This is a genomic window from Clostridium sp. SGI.024 (assembly GCF_050315195.1).
In the GTDB taxonomy this organism is placed as follows: domain Bacteria; phylum Bacillota; class Clostridia; order Clostridiales; family Clostridiaceae; genus Clostridium.
This window is the reverse complement of the sequence record NZ_JBNPON010000121.1, coordinates 1-3,215: the sequence shown is the minus strand read 5'-3', so window position 1 is coordinate 3,215 and position 3,215 is coordinate 1. Positions and strand designations below refer to the sequence as shown.

Here is a 3,215-nt window from a genome sequence, read left to right as displayed (position 1 = left end):
CCTAAAAAAGGGTGAATTTAATCAACCATTTTAGTTTTTTGCCAAAATGGACATTTTTTTAATATTTCCTATGTTAAAAATATGATTTCATCAAAGATAAGATATATCTTTGAATAGAATACCTACCCCATTTAGGGTGAATTCATTCATTAATTAATTTATAAAATCAATTAACTTACTTGTTATTTAGTTTATAAATTAATGCCATATTAAAAATATATATTATCCTCATATTTTTGTCAATATATTTACACTTTTTATTTTTAGTCTAAATATCGATTTTTTTTTATGCATTGTTTTTTTTCTTGTATTATTAATGTGAGGTGATTTTATGAATTCAACTTTTTCCAAAAATTTATTTAACTTGAGAAAAAGTTTTAATTTAAAACAAGATTTTTTAGCCCAAAAAATTGGTATCTCTAGATCTGTCTTATCATATTATGAATCTGGAAAAAGTGAGCCTACTTTATCTATATTAATAAAATTATCTGATTTCTTTAATATATCTATTGATAAACTTATTTCAGATGATTTATTTGATACAAAGTCGTCTGACTTTAATATAGATTTATTCTCTATAGATAATTTAAAAATAGACTTAGAATATAAAAAACAATGCTATATAGAAGAAAAAGAAATATTAAATAGGATTTGTACTATTGATATTCCAAGAAAAATCGAAGAAATTGATAGGTTGCTTTCCTATTTAAATAAAGATAAAGTTATTAATTTTAAAGAAGTTAATAAATCTAATGAAGAATATACAGATGAACTAGTTCCTAATATAATCGATTTAAATTCTTCTAAAAAAGAACAAATTTATCGTGAAATTAAAGATTTCGGTCCTATACCTGCAGGTAAAATTTCTTTAACATATGAAGATAATATGGAATTTGTATCTATTCCTGAAGATAATCTCAATTCCTCTAAAGGATATTATGTTTTACACATTAGTGGAGATAGTATGAATAAGCTTTATAAAGATGGTGAGATTATACTAGTTGAAAATACTTCCTGTGTCGCTCCTGGAGATATAGTCATTGCAAGAGTTGGATCTGATGCCACTATAAAAAGATTAGAAATAGATGACGAGTATATCACTTTAATTCCTGAAAGTACTAATCCTAAACATAAAATTCAAACCTTTAGACATAAAGATATATGTATACAAGGTAAAGTTATTGGTAGATTATCCGATTATCTTTAATGATAATTTATAACTCCAATTTAATAAAGAATTGAGTAAGTAAGGTGGAGCTTCTTACTCTAATTCTTTGCTAATTTTATTAATAATACTTTTTACTTTTCTACAAACTGTAGATTTACTAAGGCAAAGAGATTCTCCTATTGCTTGTTAAATCTCATATCACATATTTCTTTATCTTCCTCATCGAGTACTAAAATAATTGACTCAATCTTTAGAGTATCTTCTAGTAAAATATTATATTCTAGATTCTTTTTTGCTAATAACTCTTTATTTGCATTAATTCTATTTATTATACTTTGCCTATATACTCCCATCGAATAACACTCTAGCTGTTTTCTACTATTTTCTAATATATCTATTTCATTCTTCAGTTGCTTTCTTCTCTTTAATCTTTGGTAATAATCTATTAACATCTTATCATTATCACTAATTCTCATAATTGGTGATCATCAACTCCCCATATTCTTTTCTTGCTGCTTGTTGTCTTGAAACTGAATAATGCACCATTACTTCTTGAATATGAAAGTCTTTATATAATTTTCTAATCTCTTCACAATCATTTATTGTAAGCAGAAATTTTCCTGATATATTTGATAATTTATCTCTTAATCTTATATGATCTTCTAAAGTAAATTTAGCTTCTGCACCATATCCTGAAGTTCCCAAATATGGTGGATCGCAAAAATAAAAAGTTGTTAGCCTATCATATTTTTTTATAATCTCTATAGCATCTTTATTTTCAACTATTGTATTTTTTAATCTATCTCTTAATAGCATCAATTCATTTTGAACATCATAGATCTTCTGGCAAGGCTTTCCTATAGCTGTATATCCAAAGGATACTCCCTTAGATGCAAAGCTATTACTAATTATATATAAAAAGCGTACTGCTCTCTGTATTTCAGTTAATCCTTCTACATCTATAGACTTATATTGTGTGAACTTATCTCTACTTATGAACTCAAAATCTAATAATCTTTCGACTTCTCCTGGATGTTCTTTTATCATCCTAAAAAGATTTATAAGCTCTCTATCTTTATCATTTATAACTTCTACCTTGCTTTCTTCTTTTTCAAAATATATTCACCCAGCTCCGAAAAATGGCTCAACATAACATAGATGATCCTTAGGTATTTTCTCCGTTATTATTTTCTTAAGTTTGCTTTTCCCGCCCATTCTACTAATTGGTGGCTTCATTTGTATCACTTCCTCTAAATTATTTATATATTTATTTTAAACTGTTTTCTCTTTGCTTAATTTCATATTCGTTTCATTTTGTTTCATCTTTAATTCAGTTTGTTTAACAACAATATTTTTCAAACTCATTTTTTATCTATTTTATAGAACTTACGTTCTCATTGTCAATAAAATAACAGAATATTTCCAATATTAAAAATACTACCGCAACCGATAGTTGTTGTTTTATATGTTTTAGGCACCATTCTAATCCTTGATGTAACTAGGTTTAAAATTTTAAATACGAGTTTTACATACCTAAAATAATTTAAATATTATCTTTACGTATCTAAATTAAACTAAATGTTACGAATATAATTATTAATTCTCATTTTTAAATAATACATTTACGTACCTATGAAAAAATTCTTAATAACTATAGAAGACTAGGTATTAAGAATTTTTCACTTTCATTTTTTATATCTGTAAACTCAAATATTTAAATAATACATTTACGTACCTATAATATATTTCTTAACACCTATGAGACAACATCACAAAGTTGTTGTTTTATATGTTTACTATATATTGTTTTATATGTTTTAGAGCAGGCCAAAACTATTGATATTACTAGGTTTTAAATTTAAAATAATACATTTGCGTACCTAAATAATACATTTACGTACCTAAAATATTATTAAATAATACATTTGCGTACCTAAATAATACATTTACGTACCCAAAATATTATTAAATAATACATTTGCGTACCCAAATAATACATATACTTATCTATTGTATTTGTATTTATTATGTGGTAATATCTTCTTAT

The 3,215-nt window shown here is 24.9% G+C and carries 2 protein-coding genes and 1 pseudogene; 1 reads left to right on the top strand and 2 read right to left on the bottom strand.

The features are described 5' to 3' along the window. The first annotated feature begins 331 nt into the window (after nucleotides 1–331). Entirely contained in the window at nucleotides 332–1,207 is an 876-nt protein-coding gene (locus ACQRD5_RS16875; RefSeq protein ID WP_427747093.1) for a S24 family peptidase, read from the top strand. 137 nt (nucleotides 1,208–1,344) lie between these two features. Here the strand turns inward: ACQRD5_RS16875 and ACQRD5_RS16870 are convergent, their stop codons facing one another. Next, the gene (locus ACQRD5_RS16870) at nucleotides 1,345–1,644 is read right to left on the bottom strand and encodes a hypothetical protein (protein WP_427747092.1); all 300 of its coding nucleotides are present in this window, start codon (nucleotides 1,642–1,644) and stop codon (nucleotides 1,345–1,347) included. After that, a pseudogene (locus ACQRD5_RS16865) lies at nucleotides 1,634–2,404 on the bottom strand (DNA adenine methylase). The gene ACQRD5_RS16870 and the pseudogene ACQRD5_RS16865 overlap by 11 nt, the downstream one beginning before the upstream one ends. Nucleotides 2,405–3,215 lie beyond the last annotated feature (811 nt).